The sequence below is a fragment of the Stetteria hydrogenophila genome, assembly GCF_054657575.1.
Genome location: NZ_BAAHYL010000002.1, coordinates 59,849 through 78,310 on the forward strand (window position 1 = coordinate 59,849; position 18,462 = coordinate 78,310).

At 65.8% G+C, this 18,462-nt stretch carries 19 protein-coding genes and 2 tRNA genes; 9 read left to right on the top strand and 12 right to left on the bottom strand.

The genetic code is table 11. From position 1 onward, the window contains the following. Window positions 1–252 precede the first annotated feature (252 nt). From ACYQ3J_RS03715 to ribC, 4 genes are read left to right on the top strand one after another with little or no spacing between them, the layout of a single operon-like run. A complete protein-coding gene (locus ACYQ3J_RS03715) occupies window positions 253–1,272 on the top strand; it encodes a translation initiation factor eIF-2B alpha/beta/delta subunit family protein (protein ID WP_460124834.1) in 1,020 nt (339 codons plus the stop codon). Continuing rightward, window positions 1,269–1,892 carry a hypothetical protein gene (locus ACYQ3J_RS03720; protein WP_460124837.1) on the top strand — a complete coding sequence of 208 codons (624 nt, stop codon included), beginning with the start codon at window positions 1,269–1,271 and terminating at the stop codon, window positions 1,890–1,892. The genes ACYQ3J_RS03715 and ACYQ3J_RS03720 overlap by 4 nt, the downstream gene beginning before the upstream one ends. Next, window positions 1,849–2,544, top strand: coding sequence for a 3,4-dihydroxy-2-butanone-4-phosphate synthase (locus ACYQ3J_RS03725; protein WP_460124839.1), 696 nt, complete (start codon window positions 1,849–1,851; stop codon window positions 2,542–2,544). The genes ACYQ3J_RS03720 and ACYQ3J_RS03725 overlap by 44 nt, the downstream gene beginning before the upstream one ends. Beyond that, the gene (ribC, locus tag ACYQ3J_RS03730; protein WP_460124842.1) at window positions 2,519–2,986 is read left to right on the top strand and encodes a riboflavin synthase; all 468 of its coding nucleotides are present in this window, start codon (window positions 2,519–2,521) and stop codon (window positions 2,984–2,986) included. Before ACYQ3J_RS03725 ends, ribC begins: the two co-directional genes overlap by 26 nt. On the opposite strand, the gene ACYQ3J_RS03735 is transcribed toward ribC, so the two are convergent. From ACYQ3J_RS03735 to ACYQ3J_RS03750, 4 genes are all read right to left on the bottom strand, one after another. After that, window positions 2,976–4,313, bottom strand: a complete 1,338-nt coding sequence (locus ACYQ3J_RS03735; RefSeq protein ID WP_460124845.1) for a M20/M25/M40 family metallo-hydrolase — start codon at window positions 4,311–4,313, stop codon at window positions 2,976–2,978. The genes ribC and ACYQ3J_RS03735 overlap by 11 nt on opposite strands. Window positions 4,314–4,412: 99 nt before the next feature. Next, window positions 4,413–5,816: a type I glutamate--ammonia ligase gene (gene glnA / locus ACYQ3J_RS03740; protein ID WP_460124848.1), complete on the bottom strand. Its 1,404-nt coding sequence runs from the start codon at window positions 5,814–5,816 to the stop codon at window positions 4,413–4,415. Between the two features lie 45 nt (window positions 5,817–5,861). Beyond that, window positions 5,862–6,722: a phosphatase PAP2 family protein gene (locus tag ACYQ3J_RS03745; RefSeq protein ID WP_460124851.1), complete on the bottom strand. Its 861-nt coding sequence runs from the start codon at window positions 6,720–6,722 to the stop codon at window positions 5,862–5,864. Between the two features lie 216 nt (window positions 6,723–6,938). Next, entirely contained in the window at window positions 6,939–7,436 is a 498-nt protein-coding gene (locus ACYQ3J_RS03750) for a hypothetical protein (RefSeq protein WP_460124854.1), read from the bottom strand. Between the two features lie 85 nt (window positions 7,437–7,521). On the opposite strand from ACYQ3J_RS03750, the gene ACYQ3J_RS03755 reads away from it, so the two are divergent. After that, window positions 7,522–7,653, top strand: a complete 132-nt coding sequence (locus tag ACYQ3J_RS03755) for a hypothetical protein (protein ID WP_460124857.1) — start codon at window positions 7,522–7,524, stop codon at window positions 7,651–7,653. A 72-nt stretch (window positions 7,654–7,725) separates the two neighbouring features. Further along, window positions 7,726–8,049: a hypothetical protein gene (locus ACYQ3J_RS03760; RefSeq protein ID WP_460124860.1), complete on the top strand. Its 324-nt coding sequence runs from the start codon at window positions 7,726–7,728 to the stop codon at window positions 8,047–8,049. 27 nt (window positions 8,050–8,076) lie between these two features. Here the strand turns inward: ACYQ3J_RS03760 and ACYQ3J_RS03765 are convergent, their stop codons facing one another. Next, on the bottom strand, window positions 8,077–12,288 hold the full coding sequence (locus ACYQ3J_RS03765; protein WP_460124863.1) for a S8 family serine peptidase: 4,212 nt from the start codon (window positions 12,286–12,288) through the stop codon (window positions 8,077–8,079). Between the two features lie 252 nt (window positions 12,289–12,540). Next, on the bottom strand, window positions 12,541–13,728 hold the full coding sequence (locus ACYQ3J_RS03770; RefSeq protein WP_460126199.1) for a class I SAM-dependent rRNA methyltransferase: 1,188 nt from the start codon (window positions 13,726–13,728) through the stop codon (window positions 12,541–12,543). Window positions 13,729–14,050: 322 nt separating this feature from the next. On the opposite strand from ACYQ3J_RS03770, the gene ACYQ3J_RS03775 reads away from it, so the two are divergent. The 3 genes from ACYQ3J_RS03775 to ACYQ3J_RS03785 all read left to right on the top strand — a co-directional run bounded on the left by ACYQ3J_RS03775 (window position 14,051) and on the right by ACYQ3J_RS03785 (window position 14,784). Next, window positions 14,051–14,127: transfer RNA gene (locus tag ACYQ3J_RS03775), tRNA-Trp, on the top strand. A 158-nt stretch (window positions 14,128–14,285) separates the two neighbouring features. After that, window positions 14,286–14,675, top strand: a complete 390-nt coding sequence (locus tag ACYQ3J_RS03780) for a hypothetical protein (protein ID WP_460124865.1) — start codon at window positions 14,286–14,288, stop codon at window positions 14,673–14,675. A 34-nt stretch (window positions 14,676–14,709) separates the two neighbouring features. Further along, a tRNA-Asn gene (locus ACYQ3J_RS03785) sits at window positions 14,710–14,784 on the top strand. Window positions 14,785–14,904: 120 nt separating this feature from the next. Here ACYQ3J_RS03785 and ACYQ3J_RS03790 read toward each other — a convergent pair. The 6 genes from ACYQ3J_RS03790 to ACYQ3J_RS03815 form a co-directional block, all read right to left on the bottom strand. After that, entirely contained in the window at window positions 14,905–15,348 is a 444-nt protein-coding gene (locus ACYQ3J_RS03790) for a Fur family transcriptional regulator (protein ID WP_460124868.1), read from the bottom strand. A 129-nt stretch (window positions 15,349–15,477) separates the two neighbouring features. Then, window positions 15,478–16,122: a glycerophosphodiester phosphodiesterase gene (locus ACYQ3J_RS03795; protein ID WP_460124871.1), complete on the bottom strand. Its 645-nt coding sequence runs from the start codon at window positions 16,120–16,122 to the stop codon at window positions 15,478–15,480. A 6-nt stretch (window positions 16,123–16,128) separates the two neighbouring features. Beyond that, window positions 16,129–16,620 carry a hypothetical protein gene (locus tag ACYQ3J_RS03800; RefSeq protein WP_460124874.1) on the bottom strand — a complete coding sequence of 164 codons (492 nt, stop codon included), beginning with the start codon at window positions 16,618–16,620 and terminating at the stop codon, window positions 16,129–16,131. A gap of 82 nt (window positions 16,621–16,702) precedes the next feature. Beyond that, entirely contained in the window at window positions 16,703–17,089 is a 387-nt protein-coding gene (locus ACYQ3J_RS03805) for a hypothetical protein (RefSeq protein ID WP_460124877.1), read from the bottom strand. A gap of 92 nt (window positions 17,090–17,181) precedes the next feature. After that, the gene (endA, locus tag ACYQ3J_RS03810; RefSeq protein WP_460124880.1) at window positions 17,182–17,721 is read right to left on the bottom strand and encodes a tRNA-intron lyase; all 540 of its coding nucleotides are present in this window, start codon (window positions 17,719–17,721) and stop codon (window positions 17,182–17,184) included. A 34-nt stretch (window positions 17,722–17,755) separates the two neighbouring features. Continuing rightward, window positions 17,756–18,400, bottom strand: coding sequence for a hypothetical protein (locus ACYQ3J_RS03815; protein ID WP_460124883.1), 645 nt, complete (start codon window positions 18,398–18,400; stop codon window positions 17,756–17,758). Window positions 18,401–18,462: the final 62 nt, after the last annotated feature.

The following is an 18,462-nucleotide window of genomic DNA, read 5'->3' on the forward strand; positions in this document are numbered from 1 at the left end:
CCTGCGCCTGCAAATCCCCGAGCCCCATATGTGAATATATGAAGCTCCCGGCATTGTATCGTTTGAACGGGCGCCGGGGCTGAGAGCCGGGGGTGCGGGGAGCCGTCTGCCCCCGAGCCCCTGAGGAGGCCGGAGGGGAGGCTGCGGCTAGCCCGGGTAGCGGCTGGCGCTTGGCGCGGGGAGGCAGCGCCCGGGGGGTATTAGGACCCGGGTAGCCTCATGCGCCGGCAGGGATGGTAGGGGTGTGGGTAAGTGGGTGCTGGTGACTTCAGCTTTGACCTTCTTCTAAGGGAGAAGTCACGCTACCTGTCGCTGGAGATAGGGCTTAGGGATATTAGGAAGTATGTTGACCCGTACCTGCTGGCCCGGCGAGTCCTGGAGTTCTACAGGGCCATGCTTTCGGAGGCGGATGGCCTGGTAGGGGACCCCGACGAGTGGAGGGGCGCCGCTTCGATAATCGCGGAGGAGCTGGCTACGGGGATCCCCTCGGTGACTACCGCATCCGTGCTGGCCCACATGGTCCAAGGCGTGGTCGAGGAGCTCGCCGAGATAGAGCTTAGCGCGGGCGACATCAAGAGGATCCTCTACATGGTGAGCGAGAAGATCGAGGAGTACCTAGCCAACTCCCTGAAGGCGATTGAGAGCCGCAGCCGCGAAATACTCGACGGGAAGGCTAGGGTGGCGGTGATCGGCGGGAGCCTCCTCGCCCTCCACTTCCTGAAGGCCCTGGAGCCCGGGTCGCGAGTAACGGTGCTCGAGGGCTACCCGGAGCGGGACGGGGTCTGGCTCTACCGGGAGCTCGGGAAGACCGCGAAGGGGGTGGGGGCCAGGCTCCTCCCCGACGCCTACACGTGGCAGGCGGCGGTGGAGTCCGACTCTATCCTCATAGTCCTGAGCGGCGTGGGGCGCACGGGCTACGCCTGGGCTAGGGCGGGCTCGCTCCCCCTCGCGGCCGCCGCTAAGAAGCTCGGGAAACGGGTCCTCGGGGTCACGACGACTCTGGCGGTGAACCCGAGGAGATGCCTCAGGGAGCTCCCAATACCCGAGTCCAGGCTAAATCTGCGGGAGTGGGAGGGGGAGAGGCTGGCGATGCCCATCTTCGACCTCTTCAGCATCCCCGACGTGCTGGACGGCGTTGTGACCGAGAACGGCTTCTACGCTAGGCTGGACAGGCTGCTCAGCGAGAGCCAGAGGCACCTCTCACGCCTACTCGGCGGGATCCTGGCGGAGGCCTTCAAGGAGCTGGGCATAAGACTCCCCGGGCAGAAGTGACGGGGGCGGCATTGCTGAGGGCGCTCACCGCCCTACTCGTGCTCCAGGCGCTCCTGGCCGCGAGCGGGGGCAGCGTTACCCTCCCAGCTGGCCTCGTCCACGTGGAGGACGCGGGTGTCCGCCTAAACCTCACCGGGGGCGAGTACTTCGTTAAAGCCTGGCGCGACGGCCTCCAGCTCGCCGTGCTCTCGAAGCCGATGCCCCTCCACGCGGCCGTGAGGGTCGAGGGGACGCTTGTCAACGTCTCGATGCCCGTCGGCGGCTGCAGGGTCGCGTGGCTCGACCAGCCCCGCGGGGGCGGGCTGCTGGCTGTCAACTCCACGGGGTCAGCGACATGGATCCTCCTAGACGCCCGCGGGTGGAGCGGCCTCGTGCTACACTGCCGGGGCGAGGTGGAGGTTGCGCTAGTAGCCGGCCCAGCCCCGGCGGTGGAGCGGGCCGAGTCGACTATCACGGTGCTGTCGCCGAGCGAGCTAGCCGGCAACCAAGATTTACGGGCCCCCCAGCAGGGTGGCTTGGAGGGGGCGGCGCTCCTCGCAGCGGCCGCCTCGCTCGTCGTCTCGGTGGTGGCCTGGGTTGCCGAGAGGAGAGTTGGAGGAAGCGTTCAGGGCTCTCCGTAGGGGGGCGCCGGTGCTACTCCACGACGATAAGGGGAGGGAGGACGAGGTTGACATGGTGTTCTACGCGGGCCACGTGGACGAGTGGAGGGTCTACCTGCTGAGGACCATGGCCGGGGGGCTTCTGTGCTACGCCACGACCCAGGACGTCGCCAGGGGCCTCGGCCTGCCCTACGGCGACGAGCTGCTCCGCCTCCACCCCGGCCTCGAGGCGATCGCCTCCAGGCGCCTCCGCTACGGGGACAGGCCAGCGTTCACCGTGTGGGTTAACCACGTTAGCGTGAGGACCGGGGTGAGCGACGAGGACAGGGCCAAGACCATCAGGGAGCTCCACGCCGTCGCATCGATGTACCTGGACGGCGACGTGGAGGGGGCTAGGAGGAAGTTCCTGGCCGAGTTCCAGGCCCCCGGCCACGTGCCCATCCTCGCCGCGAGGAGCCTGAAGGAGAGGAGGGGGCACACAGAGCTGGCCACAACGCTCGCAGTCCTCGCAGGGCTCAAGCCGAGCGTCGCCTTCGCCGAGGTCCTCGCGAGGGGGAGGAGCATGAGCCTCGAGGAGGCGGAGAAGCTTTCAGACGCAACCGGCTGGCCGCTCGTGAGGGGAGAGTGGGTAGTGGAGGCGTGCAGGGATGAAGGGCTGTGTGGGAGTGGTTGACACCACGTTCGCCAGGGTGGACATGGCCAGGCACGCCATCAGAGTGCTCGGCGAGGAGCTGCCCGGCTACCGGGTGGTCAGGGTAACCGTGCCAGGGATCAAGGACCTTCCCGGGGCGGCGAAGAGGCTCCTCGACTATGGCTGCGACGCAGTCCTAACCCTAGGCTGGGTCGGCGCTAAGGAGGTGGATAAGCTCAGCTACCTCGCCTCCAGCGTGGGCCTAATCATGGTCTCCATCCTCACCGGGAAGATAGTCGTCGACGTCACCGTGCACGAGGACGAGGCCAGTGACCCCAGGGAGCTCGAGGCGATCGCGGTCGACAGGGCTGTTAAGCACGCGAGGAACCTCGCCCTCATGCTCAGGAGCCCGGAGAAGCTCTCGAGGTGGGCCGGGCAGGGGAAGAGGCAGGGGGGCCCCGACGCCGGGCCGCTCAGGCCCTAGGCCCCCCGGCCAGCCTGCGGGCCAGCTCGTAGTAGAAGCTGGGGAGGGCCTTGAGGCTCTCTACGAGCACCCACTCGTCGGGCCCGTGGACGTTGCCGCCGATGGGGCCGAAGTCTATCGCCTCCACCCCCTTTGGGCTGAAGTACCTCGAGTCACTCGCCCCGGCCGCCTCGCCCAGCCTCACGCGGATCCCGAGGCTCCCGGCGACGCTGAGGGCCTCCCTCACTATCCTGGCGTCGGGCGGGGTGTAGAGGTACCCGCCGCCCCCGCTGCACTTGACCCTTGCCTCGGGGAGCGCGTTGGCTGCAACGCTCTCCAGCGCCTCGCAGATGGGCTCCACGCCCGCGGACATCGCCCTCACGTCGAGGTAGAGCCTCCACGAGGCCCCGGCCCTCTCCAGCAGGTTGGGGGTCACGCTCACGCCGTAGTCGCTGTACATCCCGGGCTTCACGGGGGCCCTGGTGAGGGGCACCACTGCCTTCAGGAGCCTCTCCAGGCCCTCGTCCACCTCGTGCTCCACGCCCCCACGCCTCTCCTCGACGAGCCTGAGCCTCACCCAGCCCGGCACGACGTTCCCCTTCACGAAGGACCCCTCTACGCCCGCCACCCTAGCGTTGGCGGCGACCATTCTCAGGTAGTGGCTGGCCGCGACTAGGGGGTGCGTGTCGACGAGCGGGGTGATGTAGGCGGCGTGCCTCGTGGCGTAGACGGGGGTGTGGGCCCTGAACTCCGCGCTGTACTCATCCCCCTCCACGACCACGGGGCTTGACGGAACCTCTACCGTCGCGCTGAAAGTGTTCCTCCTCCTCACGATCACCACTTGGCCGGTGCCGTCGGCGTTCACGAGGTAAGCCGGGAGCTCCCCCCGGGACTCCAGGAGCCTCGAGACCCAGCCGGCCCCGTTCTCGCCCCCGATCTCCTCGTCGCCTGTGAGGGCGTAGTAGACCCCCTCGACCCCCGCCTCGGCGAGGGCTCTGAGGGCGAGCATCACCGCCGCAACGTTGCCCTTGTCGTCAGCCGCCCCTCTCCCGTAGGCCCTGCCCGACTCCACCGTGAGCCTGAAGGGGGGCCTTGCCCACTCCCCCTCGTCGACGGGTACAACGTCCCAGTGAGCCTGGAGCATCACGACCGGCTTCCCGCGCCCGAGCCTCCCGTGGACGGTGTAGTAGCCGTTGACCTCGTCAATCCTGGCCGGCACGCCCCAGGACTCCAGGGTCTCCCTGATGAACTCCGGGCACTCCCTCCCCGGCCTCACGCCCCTAGCCGGGTCGTTAACCGTCCTGAAGGAGACCAGGGCCTCGAGGAGCTTGAGGACCTCGCTAGCCACGGCGGCACCCCGGGAGCCTGTATCCGGGACGACTTAGCCGTTAAATGCTATATCATGAAAATAGGGAAAGAGGGAAGGCGGAGGCGGGGGGTGCGGGCTCTAGAGGCTTAGGTAGAAGGCGTACTCCGCCGCGCTCGCGTACGCTGCGAGGCTCCTGGCCTCCTCCCTCTTCAACTCGATGTACTCCTCCAGTAGCTCCCTGTCCACGGCGGGCTTCAGCCACTCGTTGTCGGACTCCAGCTCGTCCAGGGCCTCGTCGAGGCTCCTTGGGAGGCTCTTTATTCCCAGGGCCCTCCTCTTCGCCTCCCCCATGGCGTAGACGTTCTCGTCTATCGGGTCTCCCGGGTCGATCTTCTTCTTGACCCCGTCCAGGCCGGCCATTATTATGGCTGTGAAGGCTAGGTAGGGGTTGGCTGTCGGGTCGGGGCTCCTGAACTCTATCCTCCTCCCCTTCTCGTCCCCAGGGAAGTAGAAGGGCACTCTCACCGCGGCGCTCCTGTTGGCCTTGCCCCAGACCAGGTAGACTGGGGCCTCGAATCCGGGTATAAGCCTCCTGTAGCTGTTAACCGTTGGGTTCGTGAAGGCGGCCACCGCCCTGCCGTGCTCGAGGAGGCCTCCTATAAAGTACCTGCCCACCTGGCTCAGCTCGGCGTAGCTGTCGCTGGGGTCGTAGAACGTGTTCCTACCCCCACTCCACAGGCTCAGGTGGACATGGAGCCCGTTCCCGTTGTCGCTTGGTATAGGCTTGGGGAGGAAGACTGCGACGTAGCCGAGCTCCCTCGCAACGTTCCTGGCCGCGTACTTTATGGTCTGGAGCCTGTCGGCTGTCGTGATGGGATCGGAGTACCTCCAGTTCACCTCGACCTGGCCTCCGGCCGAGACCTCGTGGTGGAACACCTCCACTGGTATGCCGAAGTACTCCTCCAGCACCCTGCCCAGCTTGACCTCGAACTCCATTACGCTGTTGTACGGCTCCACGGTGAAGTATGCCTCCTTCTGCCTCAGGAAGAAGGGGTTCCCCTCCCTGAGTATCTCAGCGCTCTCAATCCTCACCCCGGACTCGTAAGGCTCCAGCTTGACGCTGATATCCTTGAAGACGTGGAACTCCAGCTCGGCGCTGATCTTGACCTCGAACCCGGCCTCAGCGGCGTAGCTCACCGCCCTCTCAAGGGCGTACGCTGGGTCCCGCGGCAGCCTCTCCCTCCCTCCGGGCTTGTAGACCCTAGAGATGAGCCTCGCAGCCCTCTCCGCCCATGGGAGCTTAGCATAGGTCCCTGGGACTGGCTTGAGGACGAGGTCGCTCTCCTGGATCCCGGCGAAGCCCCTCACGCTGCTCCCGTCAAGCTTCCCCAAGCCCTCCTCGAAAGCCTCGGCGTCGAGGAGCCTCTTGTGGATGGTCACCTGCCTGAAGTACCCCAGGAGGTCCGTGAACTGGAGGTTGATCCACTCAACCCCATCCCTGCGGATCCTGGTTAGGACCTCTTCAGCCCCCGGCGCGGCCACGACCCTGCACCGGGGGCAATACTAGCCCCCTGCAGTGGGCCCATTTTAACTGTTTCCCGACGCCCAGAGCCTACAGGCGGCAGGCCTGGAGAGGGGCACGGCGAGGCCCGTCGAGAACCCGGCCGCCAGCCCCTCGAGCGCCGTATGGGAGAGTAGCACCGGGAGCGCGGCGGCCCCTGCCATGGCGAACGCCGTGAAGCCCTCCCTGAGGCCCAGCTTCGACTCCAGGCACTCCTCCCAGCCCTCCAGCGCTTTCAGGGCGAGCGGCGAGAGGGCTAGGCCGAGGCCCGCGCCGGCTACGACGCCGGGGTCCCTGTAGGGGGCCCCGGCCGCGAGGGAGGCGAGGCCGAGCGCTGCGGAGACTCCGCCGACCACCGTGATCGCCCTTCCAGGCGGGAGCCTCGCCCAGGCCGCGTGGGCCGCGACCGCGGCGGCCGCGCCGAGGAGGAGCCCGGCCGCCACGTCTAGAGGGTAGTGGACGTGCAGGACGAGCCTTGAGAGCGCCACCGCCACGGCGTGCAGCGAGAGGGCCGCGGTGACGAGGGGGTCCAGGCCCGTTGACAGCGCCACGCTAGCGGCTAGCGCAGCCGAGCCGGCGGCGTGGCCGCTGGGGAACGAGGGGCCCTCAACCTCGACCAGCCACAGCGGCCTCGGGGGCCTCGGAGCCGCAACCGCCTGCTTCAGGAACGCCGCCACGGAGGCGGCTAGGACTAGTGAGAGGGCCAGGAGCAGCCCCTCCCTCCCACGCCAGAGCGTGTAGACTGCGACAGACACCAACACGCCGCCAGCGCTCGAGCCGAGGACGTGGTCCACCCTAGCGCAGCCAACGCCGCCCGCCGCGACGCATGCAAGCTCCAGCAGGGCCGCGGCCAGCAGGGCTGCCTTCGCAACGCTAAGCCGGCGCAAGGCGCCCCTCCAGCACCCAGCCCAGACGGAGCCAGGGGCATTTACGCATGGCCCGGAGCGTGCTCCCCCGGGCCACAGCCCCGGAGGGGAGCCCAGAGGCGATGCGGGAGCACTAGGGCTCCCCGGGGAGCTGGAGGCAAAACAGGGCGGGGGAGAAAGAGGGTGCGGAGGGGGAGGCGGTTTAGGCCTAAAAACAGCTAGGGCCCTTGCGGCTGGCTACTTCTTGATGCCCCAGAGCTTCTTGACGGTGACCTTCATGCCGGCGCTGAGGCTGTCGAGTATCTTCGGGTTCAGCTGCATCCTAACCCTCTCCGGCGGCGGGTGTATCTGGCTTAGCTCGATGCCGAGGGCTAGCATGTGCTCGAGCAGCTTGTGGCTACCCTTGAACTTGTCGACTACGAAGTCCTCGAACAGCGGGAGCCAGGCGGTCGGGTCCCTGCTCCTCCTTATCAGTATGAGGTAGCCGCCGACTACGGGGCCGGCCTCCGGCTTGAGCTTGTAGTAGGTGTAGTTCTCGCTCTTGCTCTCGCTCTCGACGAGGTCGTGGTTCTTCAGCACCTCAACCATTTTGGCGAATACTTCCTCAGCCTTCTTGCCACCCATCCTTATCAGCGTGGCCTCCCTGGTCTCAGGCGTGGCGCTCCTGAACTGAATCACTGGACCCCTCGCGGTCTTCCTCAAAGCCAGCTTGTACGTCCTGCCCTCCAGAGCCATCTCTCCTCACCCCTACCAGGGGCCTCACCTATAATTCAGTAGTAGCCACGGGTTAATAACTCTCCTCCTAAACAGCCCCGGCGAAGTGAAGGAGAAGAAGCCCATCGAGTATTACTCTGAAGCACTGGAACCCCCAGAGACCGGCAGGCAGGAGCGCCGCGGGGATCCCCTCCCCCAGGGTTTAGACTCCCGGCTTAAAGACGCCCGGGACGGCTAGCCGCCGCTCCCCGAGGGTGCGGTTGCCGTGGGGGAGGGTTGCCCCTGCGCTGGCCTGAGCGGGTGGGAGCTTGTGGGCTGCATCGCGCCGCCTGCCGGCGAGTACGAGGTGCACCTGGAGACCTCCACGAACGCCGTCCTAGTCGTTAACGAGGACGGGTTCTTCCTCCGATCATTCGCTACGGATGAGTTCCTACCCTTCATGACCACCAGGGACAGGCCCGTCAACCCCAGGAACCTTGAGGGGCTTGTGAGCGTCGACAAGGCGCTCTGCGCCGCTGTTAAGGCGTTGAGGGAGGCCGCGCTCCACGGCAGCGTCAGGGCGTTGAGGAAGCTGGAGTCGTGCAGGAGCCTAGTGGAGCATGTTGAGCGGGAAAAATGCCGTGGGGGGGACTAGCTGGGGGAGGCAGCCCTCTCCCGGTGGTCACCTACCTCCGGCCACGTTTACCTGGAATGGCACGTTGTAAATGAGCGGTGTAGCGTAGAGCACCGCGACCGAGCCGTGGCCCGTGTTCGTGCCGACGACTACGCTGGTCGCCGTTGAATACGTGACCGCCACCGCTAGGTATGCTCCAGCGTCGGCGTTGGATGCATCGACGTCCACAGTGTATATTCTAACGCTTCCACTCCCGCCGGTGTAGACGCTGGCCGAGACGCTTGGAGTGCTCTCCTGGCCCTCGAGTGGTATCACCGCGACGTCTAGCACCTTCTCCTCGGGGGTGTAGGGCATGTACTGTGGCCCGTAGTAGGCGAAGACTCCGGTGGCCGCTCCTCCCTGCGGCGCTGTAATGGTGCGGTCGCCGACCACCCTGCCGAAGCTGAGCGTCACCACGACCCTCTCGGCGGCCGAGTCGCTGACCTTCTGGTGGACCACGAGCCAGTAGAGGGTGTACTCCTCGCCCGCCCTCAGGCTCCTGAGCGAGTCGAGCGGCGCGGTGAACGACGCCATCCCCGGCCTAGGCCAGTCGAAGTAACCGTAGACTCCGGTGATGTAGGGCATCGTGAGCTTGGCTCCAAGCACCGCGGAGTCGACGTAGGCTATGAAGGAGGAATCAGCGACTCCCCACAGGTTGAGGCCGGGCCCTATGAGGCCCGCGTCGTAGCCAGAGTTGGGGTTGCTCCAGTACACGTTGACCGTGAGCGTCGCGGAAGCCCTGCCCGGGTCCTTGACTAGTATCGGGTACGTCCTCCAGTCGCCGGTCTCAGGCCTCCAGCCCTGGTCCAGCGCCCCCCTGAAGGCGTAGTTGTCGTAGAGGAACGGCTGCGGGGCGCCGGTGAGGTCGAACGTCATCCTGCCGCTGGATAGGTCTACCACCAGCGCGACGGGGATGCTCACGGGGACCAAGATCCTCTGGGAGCCAGCCTCCACGGTGACGTAGGCCTCGTAGACCCCGGGGGCGGTGCCGTTCGGCACCGTCACCTCCACGGGGATTACCGCCTCACCCTCGACCGCCACGTGGTCCGGGTACCCGGTTACCATCATGCAGTCGCCGCGCTCGTAGAGGCTCAGCCCGCCGTCGAGCGGGACCGCCTCGTAGCCCGACACGTTGAAGTAGTTGTTCTGGTAGACCCTCAGGTCCACGACAAGCCTCGCCCTGGCTGCTAGCTCCTCGGGGCTCGCGCCCAGCACGCTAGCCGCGGCCTCGGCGGCCTTCATTATGGCGTCCCTCGGGTTGCCTATCTCCAGGTGGGCCACGGGGCCTAGCCTGATGTCGTAGCCTAGCCTGGCCACCTCCCAGTAGCCGTCGACGGCGTCCGGCACGCCGTTACCGTTGACGTCGAACCAGACGGAGAGCTCGGGGGCTAGGAGCACGGCGAGCTTGCCTAGGTCAGGCCTGCCGTATGGGTCTTCAGGGTTTGGCTCGAAGTACACGCCGGCCGGGAGGGCGAGGTCGAGCACGGCGAAGTCGGCGTTAACGGCGTCGCCGGCTACGGGTATCACTAGCCTCACTCCCGGCGGGAGGGCGGCCAGGTTCAGGTAGACCCTACCGTCCCGGGCTGCCGTGATGAAGCCCGCCGCGGGTACCACGCCGAGCGTGTAGTCCTGCTTCATGTAGACTATGAACGCCTCCCCGGTGCTGAGGGCCTTGGAGAGCGGGAGGGATCCCGTCTTGTGGAGAGTGTAGTCGCTCACCCTGACCTCCGCCGAGCCTCCCCCGAGGACCTTGACTCTCAGCTCTACAGTCTTCGAGTCCCCGGGCTTGAGGACGCCGGGGTAGATGGCGGTGTCCTTCACGCCGGCCTCCTGGAAGAGCCTCTGCACCTCCCCGGGCGTCGAGCCTAGGAGCGCCGCGAACGTCTCGTCGACCAGCTTCAGGATCTCCATCGGCGACTGGCTGCTGTAAGCGATGACGCCGCCCTCCAGCACCGCCTTGACGGCTGCGTAGGCGTTCACGAAGCCGCTGCCCTGGCTGAATGGGTTGTAGCCCGTGTCGGTGGCCGTGCTCTTCAGTATGACCTTCACCAGGAACGGGTCGTAGTCGACGCCGGCCTCCCTGAGGGCCTGGATCACCAGGGCGACGACGCCGCTGGTCATCGGGGTGGCCTCGCTCGTCCCGCCGAAGAGGTCGTAGGCGTACCTACCGTCCCAGGCCGCGTCGATGGCCCTCGTGCCGGCCCACTCGAAGCTTCCAATGTTGACCACGTCGGGCTTGGGGTAGCCCTGCTGGGTTGGCCCCCTATCGCTCCAGCTTATCACCTGGCCCCAGCCGCCGGGCGGGTAGGCGGCGTCGAGGGCTGCGCCGTAGAATGGCCTGTAGTAGAAGTCGGTCGCCGCCCCGACGGTTATGATGAACGGGCTGGCTCCGGGTATCGTGACGGTGCCCCATCCTGGGCCGCCGTTGCCGGCCGCGTGGACTATCACAGTGCCACTCACGGCCATTATGTAGGCCTCCCAGAGGCTTAGGGGGTCGGCGTCGTTGGAGTAGCCGGTGTAGAGGAGCCAGCTGCTGCCCCAGCTGTTGCTTATAACGTCTACCTGGTGCTCCCCGGTGTAGTTCCAGGTGAAGGTTTCGGGGTCTACTAGGTCGAACCCGGCGAGCCAGAGCTGGGCTGTTAGGACGTCGCCGTTGAAGAGTGCCGGGGCGCCGCCGATCTTGGCGCCCTTAGCGATCCCTGGCATAGTCACGGTGCCCTGGAAGCCGAGGCCCTGGACGGGCCTCTCGACCTCGCCTGAGGCGGCTATCACGTGGGCGACCGAGGTCCCGTGGCCGTGGAAGTCGTAGACTATGTCGACCCACATGCCTCCCTTGATGTCGAGGCCCGGCACCACCAGCGCGCCGGGCTCCCAGTCGCTGATCCAGTCATGGTAGTAGGTGTCACCGAACACTCCCCAGTAGTCGTAGAGCGCCCCCGCGATCGCTCCGAGGCTGAAGTCCGGCACGCCGTCGCCGGTGAAGTCCCTGGCTAGCACCTCGCTGCCGTAGGTTGCGAAGGGCTCGTCCGCGAAGCTCTTGTCGGCCAAGCTCTCGGGGGGCTCGGGCACCGCTCCACCGGTGAGGTTGTGGAGGGCCTCCATGAGGAGGTAGTAGGCGGTGGAGAGGTCCGCGTAGGCCCCGTCGTAGATCTCGTCGCCGTCGACGTCAACAACCACCACCGGCGTCGCCAGCAGGACTACCCCGCCGAATGGCACGTTGCTGGAAGCCGTGGGGTAGAGGTAGTAGAGCTGGTAGTCCAGGCCGAACATTACGTTACCCTTCACCTCGGAGGGGATAGTGTAAGTGTCGTTGACAATGTTTATCTCGAGGAAGAAGCTTTGATTCGTGTAGGAGTTGAGAGCGTAGACCCACGCCGAGTAGTCCAGGACGAACTCGCCGGCCAGGGGGAAGAAGCCTACTATGTAGCCGTCCTTCCAGCCGGGTATGTAGATGGTGTCATTGTCCACCCTGATGGTTGGGTTGCCCGTGTAGACGAAGCCAACCATGTCGGCGTCGAAGAGCAGGGGGATCCCGTGCTCGTCCCTGGCGATCTTGCTGGCGCCTAGGTCGGGGGATCCCATGTCTATGCCTGTGTCGACGACTCCAACCTTAACTCCTTCACCCGTTATGCCGTACTCCTCCCAAACCCTCTCAGCCCCGAGCAGTTTGGGGGCGCTGTAGAAGGCGTAGCCCGGCTGGCCCCCGCCTCCCTGGAGGATCCCGGTGGCAGCCTCCCCTACTGGGGGCTTAGCCGGCTCGAGCAGGTCGGTCAGAGGCCTCTGCGGCTCGATCCAGGCGACGAAGGGTAGCCTGGCTAGCTCCTCCACCTGGCTCTTCGTGGCGAGGGCGTAGGCGACCCCCACCGAGCCGGTGGCGAGGGCGGAGGTCACGCGGTAGACCCTCTCCCTGATCTCCGCCAGAGCCTCCCTGCCCCCGTGGAAGTAGACGGCGACCCTCGCCAGCCCCGCGGGCGGGGAGTCCACTGCGACGAGCTTCCCGGAGCCCGCGGCGCCCTCAACGACTTCACCCAAGCCTGGGAGGCCGGAGCCGTAGGCGCCCCCGTCGAGGAGGCTCGGGTGAATCTTAGCCCTCCACACCGCCTCGTCGAAGCTCTGCGCCGCGACGTTGAACGATGGACCAGCCGAGGCGGTTAGCGGGGTGAGCACGGGGAGAAGCATGACTACGACGAGTACGGCCGCCTGTAGGAGTCTCCTCGCCAAGATAGCCCACCACTCACCCGGGCCCAAAGCATGCACTAATTGTTTTTAAAGAAATTGTTTTTTAACTTTTACTCTCCCCTGGAGGCGCCTACCGGGACTGCTTCGGGCTTGACGGGTACTCGCGGGAACGGGGAAGGTTTTGGATACCTGCTAACCCAGCCTCCACGGCCTCCCCCGGGCCGCTCCCCGCGGCCAGGCAGGCCCTCAGCTTGCGGGCCCGGGGCTGATGCGCCGGGGCCAACGCGCAGGCGTTCATCCCGCGCGGGCCGGGCCCCTGCGGCGCAGGTGGATGAAGGCGCCCTTGAGGTAGTCCAGGTACTCCTCGCCCCTGAAGACGTGGTCGGGCCCGGCCCCGCGGAGGCTGCCGAGTATCGAGTAGTCCCACCCCTCCCTGGTCAGGGCGTAGTTGACGACGCCCAGGAACAGGTCCCGCTTGAGAAAGTAGCTGCAGCTGCTCAGGTAGATCAGGCCGCCCTCCCTGACGCGGGTGGAGGCCCACCTGTAGACCGCCGTGTACGCCCTCATCCCCCTCTCGAGCTGGCTCCTCTCCTGTATGAAGGCTGGGGGGTCGACGATTGCTAGGGTGAAGGATCCCGGCTCGACTCTATCCATGCTCCTCCACACGCTCCCAGCTATGATCCTGTACCTCTCGACCCCGTTGAGCTTCAGGTTCTCCCTGAGGATCTCCAGCGCCACTGGGTCCTCCTCGAGGAACACCACCTCCCTCGCGCCGGCTAGGTAGGCGTGGATGCCGAAGGCGCCGGTGTAGGAGAAGACGTCGAGCACCCTCCCCCCTTCGAGGGGGAGCTTGTAGAGCTCGAGCCTGTTAGGCCTCTGGTCGAGGAAGAAGCCGGTCTTCTGCCCCCTCACGACGTCCACGATGAACCTCGCGCCACCCTCCTCTATCGTGACCCTCTCCCTCCCCCCCGCGAGCCAGCCAGCGACGGGCTCGAGGCCGATGTCGCGCCTGCTCCTCTGCGTGCTCTTATTGTAGACGTGCCCGACACCCACTAGCCTCCGCAGCTCCCCCGCAACGTGGCCCAGGAGGGCGTCGATGGCCGCGCTGCTGCTCTGCACCACGGCAACATCCGAGTAGACGTCGACCACCAGCCCCGAGAGGAGGTCGCCGTCGCTGTTGACGAGCCTGAACGACCCCAGCCTGTCCAAGCCGTAGACGCGCCTCGAGGCGAGGGCCTGCTCCAGCCGGTAGCTCACAGCGTCCCGGGGATCCCTCCACTCGCACGGCCCGTGGCTCACCACCCTCAACGCCACGGGCCCGGAGGGCTCCCAGAGGGCGCAGGCAACAGGCTCCCCGCCGGGATCCCGGGCCTCAACCAGGCCGCCGGCCCTCAGGGGGCCCTCAGGCTTCACCCACTTCCTGTAAACGACGGCCGTGCCCCTCTCGAGCTTCCGAAGCCCCTCCCCGTGAACCCTAACCACCTGCAACCCAGGCCAGCCCCCCGGGGCGCCGGGGAGCGCCTGGAGCCCCTTAACGCCGGCCCTCCCCCCGGGAGGCAGCGTCACGATAGAGGAGGTGGCGGTGAACCGCCTCCCCGGAGCCCCTGGAGCCTTGCATGCGGGCCTTGACCTCATAGCTAAACGCTTCAGCCTTCGCACCCGGGTTCACAGCTCATCGGCTCCAGGGGCCCTGGCTCCGTGCACCCGCGCCATGTGGAACGCGGGCGAGGAGGCCAAGGGTTCATGCCGGGTCCGGCGGCCTATAAGCTTAAACCCCTAAGCCCCCTTAACTCGGGACACGGCTGGGCCCGTAGCTCAGCCAGGCAGAGCGGCGGGCTCCAGACCCGTAGGTCGGGGGTTCGAGTCCCCCCGGGCCCACCATTGACTCGAGAGCGGCGGGCTCCACGCGCCAGGCCTCTCCGGGGTTCGGGCGGGCGCGCCCCCAGGGTCCCCTAGGGTTAAGGCTGCCCCCGCCTCAGGCGCTGCTTACCGCCTAAATGCCTGTTGGCTCGTATTACCCCTTGCATGGGTGTACAGTCTTGGCTAGGGACCCGTTCGCCGCCAACATAATCGAGTTCCCGGAGCCCGGTAAAGTCGTCATCAACGGGATCGGGAAGTCGAAAGTGATAAGCCTTCCAGTAGAAGTCGTGGAGTGGCTGAAGGAGAGCTATGCGGGGAGGGCGGCGGTCAGGGAGCTGGTGACCCACTACAAGTTCAGGCAGAGGCTCACCCACCCCGGCGCCCTCAGAAGCCTCATCCTCCTCCTCTACGCCAGGGCCCGCAGGGAGGCCCCCTACAGGGTTGCAAGGCGCTACGGCGTAGCCCCCGAGCAGCTCTACAGGATTGAGAGGGGGATGAAGAAGGACAACCTCTACGAGTACGTCATGAACCTGCTGCAGCTCCACGGGGAGGGGGGCAGTAAAACATAAACCCCCAAGGAGGGCCACTACAGCCACCGGAGGCGCCGGGGTAGCTCAGCGGTAGAGCGCCGGGCTGTTAACCCGGTGGTCGGGGGTTCAAATCCCCTCCCCGGCGCCATCCACCCAAGTCTCAAGGGAAACGCGTCGCGCCACGTTGCTTCTTGGCTAGGTGAACGGGGAGGCTAGGAGAAGAGGCCCGGCGCTTAGAGCCCCCGGGCCCCGGGGGCGGTCCCCCTCTTCACTGGCTTGACTTCGCGTTTACTATCACGTTGACTATGAAGTTGTCGCTTTTGATGCCGTGCTGGGCCAGCTTCTCCCGGAGGTACTTCACCAGCTCGGGGTCGTGGAGGTCTATTATCCTACCGTCGCCTAGTATCACGTTCACATGCCGGTTAGTGTCTGTCTCGACCACGGTGTCGCCCTTGTGGCTGAAGAGCTTTACGAGGCCAAGCTCCTCCAGCATCTTCGCGGTGGTGTAGACCGTCGAGAAGCTGATCATTGGGGCCATCTTCGCTGCCTCCCTGTGTATCTCCGTCAGCGTCGGGTGCTTCCCGTGGAGCTTTAGTATGGCGTTGATTATCGCCACCCTCTGGGCCGTTATCTTGAAACCCTTGCTCTTGAGCAGTCGGATGACTTCCTCCAGCCTCTTGTCAATGTCATTACTCACCTCGCGGGAGGCCACTGCTCAGCCAACCCCCTTCCAGTTAGCTGCCACTGCTAGATTACAGTGCCGCCGAGTCTTAAATATAGTAGGTTAAAAGGGGTGTATTGGCCGTAAAGAAGGGCCGTCTGCCCGGCCCTTGCTGGGTGGCTAGCTCCCCCCGAGGATCCTTAGCGCTCTCCAGGGCAGGTCTGTTATTAGGTAGTCTACCCCCATCTCTATGACTCTGCGCATCTCGCTCTCCTCGTTCACCGTCCACGCTGCGAGCTGGAGGCCTGCGCTGTGCAGCTCCTCGACTAGCTCCTCGTCTATGTAGGTGAACCTCAGCGTTGCCCCGTCGGCCTGGACCGCCTTCATCTCCCGGGCGCCCGCTGGCCTGTGGTCGAGGCTGGCGAAGACGAGGGCCTCGGGGACCTCCTCCTTTATCACCGGTATCCAGTTGTGCCACCTCGTCGAGAACACGATCCTCCTTCCGCGGGTGAGCACTCTGAGCCTTGAGAGGCACGCCCGCGGGATCCTCGTCTTCAGGTCCAGCCACACGCCTATGCCCGGCGGGACGAGGCGGGGGAGCGCCTCTATGCCCAGAGGCTTCCTGAAGTGTATGCTGAGCAGTAGGTGCGCTATCCTCTCCCTGACCGTGGCGTAGCCTGGGTCCTCGAGAATGTGGCCCAGGCCGGTGACGCCGTTCCGGTGCCAAACGTCTACTTCAACCATGTCGACGCCTGCCTTCAGGTACCTCTTCAGCCACGCTGCGGTGTTGGCCCTGTGACCGACTATAACGGGGCGCCTAGCCATCCCTGTCTAGCCCCCAAGCAGCTCCATGTCCTCTCTCGCAACACTCTCCACCGCGGCGGCTAGAGTCCTGTAGCACGAGTTGCTCGTTGCCTTCATCGGCTCGAGGAGGCTGGGGAGTACCTCCTCGTATATCCTGAGGCGCACGCCGCTCACGGAGTCATCGCCGCGCAGCTCGGCCTCCGCGAGGGCGGAGAGGAACACCAGGAAGCTTGCCAGGCTCTCCAGGGGGATCCCCGCGAAGCCCCGGAAGCCGCTCCTCACCGCGGCCTCGAGGTAGTAGATGTACGCCTCCCTGGGCGCCAGGGCCTCGAGCGACGGGTTCCCGGCTTGGTCCCCGCACTCGGCTATGAAGAAGAGGACCTCGTCGGTCACGAGGCCCTTGAGGTGGTACTCGCTCGCCTCCTCCACAGTAGCGGCGCCGACGAGGCTCCTCGCGAGTATGGCGTAGGAAACCGCGACGCGGGCGAGCGTGACCTCCCTCCTCTCAGCGTGGTCCAATGCCTCCTACCACCCGGAGAACGCTCGGGCCCCGGGTAGGCCTCAAGGCACGCCTGCCCCCTGGAAGCCGCAGCGCCATGGGTTAGATGAGGTCCTCGAACTCGCCGTATTTTCTGGCCTCGGACTCCATCTCCCTAAGCTCCTCCTCGAAGTCCTTCATCCTCTTCTTCGACTTGGCGGTGGCCTCCACCGCGAACTGGCACCTGCCATCGGGTAGCATGGCGTGGAGGGTGCAGACTGCGTACCTGCACTTGGCTCCGAGGCACCTGTCCCCTGTCCAGGAGCACATTGCAACCTTCATAGGCCTGCCCCTGTAGTAGACGGTGGTTATCCTCAGCGCGTTCTTGGCGCACCTGAAGTAGGGGCAGAGCGGGTTGCACTTGTCGCCTATAGGCCTCGGCTTGGGCTTGCCCCTAGGCGACTGCTCCGGCCTGTCCCCACTAGGCCGCCTAGCAGGAGCTGGCTTCACCGCCTGGCACCTCTCTAAGCACGGGATCCCCCTGTAGCCTCCATAAGCCCTGACCGCCCTCGCGCCCTGCGCGGCTCCTCAAACACTCTACCTCAGGGCTTGAACCATTTAAACATTATATAGTTAACCTCTCCCCCCACCCACACCGCCACGGTGAGGGTCTTCCTAACGCTGTGGCTCAGCCTGGCCGCCCTAAGTATCTCGCCGGCGTCCACCTCCTCCGAGGGGTCGACGACGTTCACCAGGAAGGGGGCGTGGTCTATGCTGGGGCCGTAGCGGTAGACCGCGAAGTCCGCCCCGAACTTCAGCCCGGGCCTCACGACGAGCCCCTTCTCCCTCAGGCTCTTGTAGACGGTGTAGAGCCTCTCCATCCTCGGCCGCCCCTTTATGAGTAGCTCGTAGAGCTCGCGGTGCGACAGCTCGCCGCCATCACTCTCAACGCTGATCAAGCCCTTCTCGGCGAGGTAGACCGCCTCGAAAGGGTTCAGCGTGAGGGGGGCCCGGGCCTCCGCGGGGGAGGCCTTGGGCGAGCCGAGCGGGGCGCCGTAGAAGCCTAGCCTGTAGACGCGCTCAGCCTCCCCCAGGTCCTCAACCACTACTCGGCCGCCGAGTAGTCGAGCCCTCGCCTTCAAGCCGGGCACCCTTGAGCCGGGCCCCCGGGGCGGGCTAGCCGGCTTCAGCCACTACCTTCAAGTGGCTAGCGGCGTCGTTTAGCTCATCCATAGCCCTCTCCATGAGGTCCATTGCCTCCTTCAGTATCACCGCCTTGCCGGCCGGTAGCTCTCTCTCGCTAAGGAGCCAGGTGAGGAGGGACCTGTACTCGGAGTCGACTTCATCCTCCAACTCGAGGATCCTCTTGATCCTGCCCCCCACTAGGTCCCTGCTATCCCTGGAGCCCGAGGCGAGCAGGTTGAGCGCGGAGTCGAGGAGGCCCGCGGCCTCCTTCACCTTAGCCGCCATCGCGCCCATGCCCCTCACCACCTCGGCGGGGAGCTGGCCTGCGTCGAGGAGGCTGAGCCTGAAGAGGGAGGCCTCCACCCTCCTAGCCACGCTGTGGATAGACCTAGCTATGAAGAGGTACAGGTCGGCATTGTCGAGGAAGGCGATGCGGCCGCTGGCGAGGAAGTCGAGGAGCCGGTAGTAGGTGGTGCTTACGACCTGCTCGGCCTCACCCGCCGCGTTGCTGGCGTCCTCGACGCGCCCCTCGGCGAGGGCTCTCGAGACCCGGCCCGAGGCGTAGGCCACCTCCCGGGCCATGCTTGAGAGCTGCTCAAGCACCATCTTCTTCGTTATGCTAGCCTCAACAGCCAATAAGCCCCACCAACGGCGCGCCTTCCCATAACGGCGGGGGCCATTCTTCATTTAAAGCTTAC